Below are 5,339 nucleotides of genomic sequence, written 5' to 3'. Positions count from 1 at the left end.
TGGCGATGGAGAAAAACCTGGTGGCCTGAAGCATTGAAAATTCGTGGCGAAGTGAGAGGAGGAAATAAAAAAGCCTTCACCGATCGCTTTCCCGGAATTCCTTTAGCGAACGGCGTTCCCCGCCCCTGGTTTGTCGAATTTAATGATGTCACCGAAGGGAAGATTCAAAAACTGCATCTGACTAATTCGCCAATGTGGAACATTGTTATTCGCAATAGCACCGATATTCATGTGAGCGATGTGAAGATTACCAACCCTGTCACTTCGCCGAATACTGATGGCCTAGACATCGTCTCCTCCCAGAATGTGACGGTTTCAAATATGGATATTTATACGGGCGATGACAATATTGCCATTAAATCCGGGTTAGTTAATGGCACGGCAGCCGCCTCAAAGAATATCACCATCAACAACTCCATTATGCGTGAGGGGCACGGTATCTCTGTGGGCAGTGAAACCGCTAACGGTATCGGCAAAGTGACTATCACTGGCGTGACATTTCTGAATACGGAAAATGGCGTGCGCATCAAATCAGCCAGAGACAGGGGCAACACCATCGGCCCGCTTGTCGCCAGCCATCTCACCATGACCAATGTGACTACGCCGATCCTGGTGACTAACAGTTACAGCGGCCAGGCGGGAGCACAGGGGCACACGCTAACCCAGCCTATAGAAACGGCCCCGGTGACGGCATCAACGCCGAAATTCAAAGGGATAAACATCTCAGATTTGGTCGCGACTAAAGCGACCTATGCCATGATTTTCAGCGGCCTGCCGGAGTCCCCAATACACGATGTCGCGCTAAATAACATTAAGATTGATGCCCGTTATGGCGTGCAGGCAAGGTATGTCACGGGGGAAGGCGATAACTTGAACGTTTCCGTGAAGGAAGGATCGACGATAGAAAAAGGCCCCGATGCAACGCTAAAATTGAAACGCGGAACAGATTAACGCAATGAACGAGGGATTGGCTGCGTAATCTGGCGGCTTTTAATGTCCGCTTTGTGCCAGGAGCGGACGTTGGCGCATTATGGCAATGTATCGCTAATCAAAAATCACGGGCAAAAACTCATATCTGAGAACACAGGTACGCCCCGCTTTTTCAGCTGTTTTTATAGACGGAAAATTTTCCGGAAGAATGGTTCCTGCAATTAAGCAAGCCTCCCGGCTAAAGTGCGAAAGGTGGTTACGAAGTAAACACTGTGCCCAGGAAGCCAGAGAGCGTCCGCGAAACGCGGGTAGTATCACTTCTTCCGAAATTTGGTAACCCTTTAAAAAGGCAACTTTCTCTTTCTCGCAAATGATTAGTCCGACCTGAACGCCTTGTTCCTGAACAATATACGTATGGCCTTTAGAAATATGGTTACCGAGGTCTTCGTTATCTACAGAACACAGGCTGCCTGATAAGGCAGGAATTGTAGACCATGAATGTTGATAGGCCTCCAGCAGAGCATTTCGACACCAGTCAAAATCAGCACTTGAGGCGGGTTTCAAGGTAAGTCCATTGTCATAATACTTTGGTTGATTAAACAGGCAGGATGCATATACAAGCTGGTCAGTCATCCCCTGGACGGTATTGTTACCGGGCGCAAGCTGGCGAATGTGTTGTGGTTTTAAATCCGCCCATTCCCGGCTGACAGCTTTGAGCACGGAATCATCAATGTCAGCGCTCGAAGCCACAATATCAACGAAAGGGCGGTTAATATCGCCCCCTCTGTAACGTGGGCCTGTCAGAAAATGTCGACCATCGATGCAAAGCTTCCGTTGTAAGAAATAGGACTGGGGTAAACCCGTTTCTTTCCACGGAAACCTTGCCGCAAAAGCATTGTCTGCGCATCTTTCTGTCTGTTCACTAATCCATTTTTCAAGCCAGCTATGTAGGGTTTTCTGCGGCAAAGGTAGTTCTGCATAGTGGGAAAGCATAAATTTAAGCATCATATCCATCTGATATCGCCCCCTTAAGCAAATTAATCCCACCGATTTTCCTTTTTTTTATTCTTACAGCAAGCGGCATATGAAGCTTTAACGTCCGCTATCCGCTCTTAGCGGACGTTGCCCTGCACGTCCATCCGCTTTGTGCCAGGAGCGGACGTTGGTTATACCCGGTTGTGTATGCCATAAAACAAAACCGGGATATTTTCTGTCTGTTAAAGACTTATAAAAGAGCATATGTAGTATCAAGATAAGCTAAAGCCAGATTATTGACGCATTCCAATAGCCAGGCGATTAAAAGCAGACATCAGGGAAATTGCAAAAGTCAGATCGGAAATTTCTGTATCACTAAAGTGAGCTTTCAGAGGTTCAAAATAACTATCCTTTCCGAATGTATCACTTACGTTGACTAATGCCTCCGTCCAGTCCAGTGCCGCTCTTTCCTTATCATTAAAACGAGAACTTACTTTCCATCCTGAAAGCGCGTCAATTTTTGCATTATCTACACCTGCAGTCCGCAAAGACTTTGCATGCATTTCCAGACAGAAAGCACAGCCGTTTATCTGTGATACTCGCAGGTAAACGAGTTCGATAAGTTCTTTTCCTAACGTACTTTTCTCAAGCGCCTTTTTTGTAGATGCCAAGCCTGCATAGGCTTCACCCGAAAGTGAGGTATAAGGCAAACGAAGTTGGGACATTGAATATCTCCTTAAGATGTAGGCTGAAGATATTATACATTTCTGTCTGTCTTGAAGTGATCCAGAGTGCTCTTGAAGGAGTAGGAAAGATTCAGGGATCCTGTCCGTTCTGTGCCAGAAGCGGACGTTGCTGCATCAATCAGAAAAGACCATTACAAACCCTCAACTTGCAGCCCGGTTCTTCTGAACAGTTTGAATTCTCAGGGCAAGCCACTACTCTATGTACATACGTACTTATATGAGACTGTGATGACGGCAAAAACTCAGCAAAGGGTAAAAAGAGTCAGGCGCTACGACCCTGAGCGTAAGGAAAAAATAGTGGATAAAGCATTTGAGCTTATTGCTGAATGCGGTGTAGCCGGCATCACGCATCGTCTTATTGCCGGGCGTGCCGGTGTCCCTCTGGGCTCAATGACCTACCACTTCAAAAACATGGACGAACTTCTGTTTCTCGTTTTCAGTCGCTTTGCGCAGAAAAGTGCAGAGTTCGTGACATCCCGAATGGAAAAAGCTGAGAATCCTGAAGCCGCAATAGAATGCTTCGCATCCATGATGACCGACAGAGAGTGGGTAAATCGTCAGAATATGGCCGTTCTCTACGAGTTTTATTCCCTGGCGACGCGTGAGCCCGCCTATCGCCAGATTCTGACGGGCTGGTCAAACGCGACCAGACATAGCCTTGAGCATTTTTTTCCGCCTGCAACGGCTCGAGCATTTGATGTCTGCATTGAAGGCGTGTTGCTGCAAAACTTCCTTAATCCTGAGGGCGGACTACCGTATGAGGAAATCATCGCTTTGCTCAAACGTATATCTGCAACCGATCAACATACCCTTGCTCATGCCCCAGCAGAGCAGCCCTGACGTTTAGTTTTAAAAATCAAAACAGGAGAGATGATGAAACGAGAAACTTTATTTAAATATGCCCGAGAGCATTACAAAGCCGAGCCGGAGTATCTGTGGAGCAATTTGCCGGGCTATGCGGTTCTGCGCCATCATGATGGCGAAAAGTGGTTTGGAATCGTGATGAACGTTCCCGGCACGAAGCTTGGTCTTGAGAAAGAAGATGAAATCGATGTTCTTGAGGTCAAGGTCAGACCAGAACATATCGGCTCTCTGAGAAAAAAAGAGGGTATTTTGCCTGCTTATCATATGAACAAAGAGCACTGGGTAAGCATTGTGCTTGCAGGCTCTCTGTCATCAAAAGAAATCCACGATCTTTTAGCAGAAAGTTATGAACTGACCACAAAATGAAACGAACACGCCGCCAGAGCGGCGTAATAAAGTTTCACTCAGTCAGGTTCTGGCACGGTGACACAGACATTTAAAAAATGCCGTATGGGGCATTGAAGCGGTTTTCAGGATCATATCTTTTTTTCATTACCTGAAGCTTATTCAGCGACTCTCCATAAAAGTTGCGTGCTCTTTCCTGACCTTCTGGTCCCAGCACTGCCGGGTAAGATCCAAAGGCATTAACCGGCCCAATAATTTTTTGAATCTCCGACATCCACTTATCCCCCTGCACTTTTTCAGCAGCGGTTTGCCAGCTCGCCACAATCTGCATGTTGAAATGGTCACGACGATGAGAAAAAGCCGTTTCTTCAGCAGCGATATTCGCGGCATGGCCGCGAAAGTCATGCAGCATAATGCAGTTCTGTTCTGAAGGCATACGCAGACAGCATTCAATCACTGCTTGCGAAACCTCATCATTCAGATAGTTGAGGTTAAAAGCGTCCATCCGGTAACCACGCCCTTTAGGCCAGGAACTGCGATCGGAAGCACTGTCATAGGTTTCCCTGTATTCAGACCAGCCTTTTTTGACCAGCGTGGCGCCTGCCAGCAAAGTCAGCTGCCGGATATACTTCTCTCCCGTGATTTCATCCCCCGTCCACATTGGTTCAAGAGTAAGCCCTACCCCCTTGCCAGGAAGGGCTGAGTACGTAGAGAAAATACTCAACCTGTCGTCCCCCTCATCCAACATTTCCTGGAGACGCTTAAGCCCCTGTAGGGCGTAGTCAGGTTCAATAAAGAGCGTGGCTGTCAGCACGGGAGGTAATCGGTGGATAGCAAACTCTGCCGAAGCCAGCACGCCAAAGTTTTTACCTGCGCCCCGTAGCGACCAGAATAAATCAGGGTTTTCTGTTTTGCTGGCGGTAATAAGGGAACCGTCTCCCAGTACCATTTTTGCTTTTATAAGGTTGTCCGTTACCAGCCCAAAGCGGGGGTTTAGCTTTCCATAGCCCCCTCCCAGCGCCAGACCGGCAAGCCCCACCTCAGTATGCACCCCTGTAACCAGTGCATAACCTTGAGGAAGGGCGTCTAAAGCATTTTTGACAATCACACCGCCAGAAGCACTCAGCGTTGAGCTGTCACAATCAATTGAGACGTCCCGCAAATCCCGGAGATCTAACGTAATCCCTTCTGTCGAAACTGCACGCCTGTACCAGTCATGGCCACCGCCCAGCACTGAGACGGGCAGATCGTATTCAGCCGCAATACGTATGGCATTTTGTAAATCAGATACGCTTGTGCAACGAACAGAAATGGGCGCGTTTACTTCATCTATCCCATTCCACAGGCCAGTCCGCAACTTCTGCCCCGCTTCATGACCTGAAGAGATTGTGCCCCTGATAGATCGCTTAAGAGAGCTGATAATTCGGGCGTACATTTCGGCCTCCTTATATGTACATTGGTACACATAAAGCTAGCAGA

Annotated in this window: 6 protein-coding genes; 3 read left to right on the top strand and 3 right to left on the bottom strand. The window is 47.7% G+C overall.

The window, feature by feature from the left end; genetic code table 11:
• Positions 1-951: glycosyl hydrolase family 28 protein (locus RTK32_RS14565; RefSeq protein WP_312045214.1), on the top strand; the 951-nt coding region annotated here is incomplete at its 5' end.
• A 93-nt stretch (positions 952-1,044) separates the two neighbouring features.
• Here the strand turns inward: RTK32_RS14565 and RTK32_RS14560 are convergent.
• Positions 1,045-1,935, bottom strand: coding sequence for a hypothetical protein (locus tag RTK32_RS14560; RefSeq protein WP_312045228.1), 891 nt, complete (start codon positions 1,933-1,935; stop codon positions 1,045-1,047).
• A gap of 263 nt (positions 1,936-2,198) precedes the next feature.
• On the bottom strand, positions 2,199-2,630 hold the full coding sequence (locus RTK32_RS14555; protein WP_312045212.1) for a carboxymuconolactone decarboxylase family protein: 432 nt from the start codon (positions 2,628-2,630) through the stop codon (positions 2,199-2,201).
• A gap of 318 nt (positions 2,631-2,948) precedes the next feature.
• On the opposite strand from RTK32_RS14555, the gene RTK32_RS14550 reads away from it, so the two are divergent.
• Both RTK32_RS14550 and RTK32_RS14545 read left to right on the top strand, forming a co-directional pair.
• Complete coding sequence (locus RTK32_RS14550; protein WP_312045211.1) at positions 2,949-3,491, top strand: TetR family transcriptional regulator; 543 nt, start codon at positions 2,949-2,951, stop codon at positions 3,489-3,491.
• Between the two features lie 33 nt (positions 3,492-3,524).
• Entirely contained in the window at positions 3,525-3,881 is a 357-nt protein-coding gene (locus tag RTK32_RS14545) for an MmcQ/YjbR family DNA-binding protein (RefSeq protein WP_312045226.1), read from the top strand.
• 70 nt (positions 3,882-3,951) lie between these two features.
• Here the strand turns inward: RTK32_RS14545 and RTK32_RS14540 are convergent, their stop codons facing one another.
• Positions 3,952-5,295: an FAD-binding oxidoreductase gene (locus RTK32_RS14540; RefSeq protein ID WP_312045209.1), complete on the bottom strand. Its 1,344-nt coding sequence runs from the start codon at positions 5,293-5,295 to the stop codon at positions 3,952-3,954.
• Between the last annotated feature and the right edge of the window lie 44 nt (positions 5,296-5,339).

Source organism: Erwinia sp. (genome assembly GCF_031978025.1).
Lineage (GTDB): Bacteria > Pseudomonadota > Gammaproteobacteria > Enterobacterales > Enterobacteriaceae > Erwinia.
The sequence above is the reverse complement of the archived record's forward strand: the minus strand, read 5'-3'. Positions and strand labels throughout refer to the sequence as shown.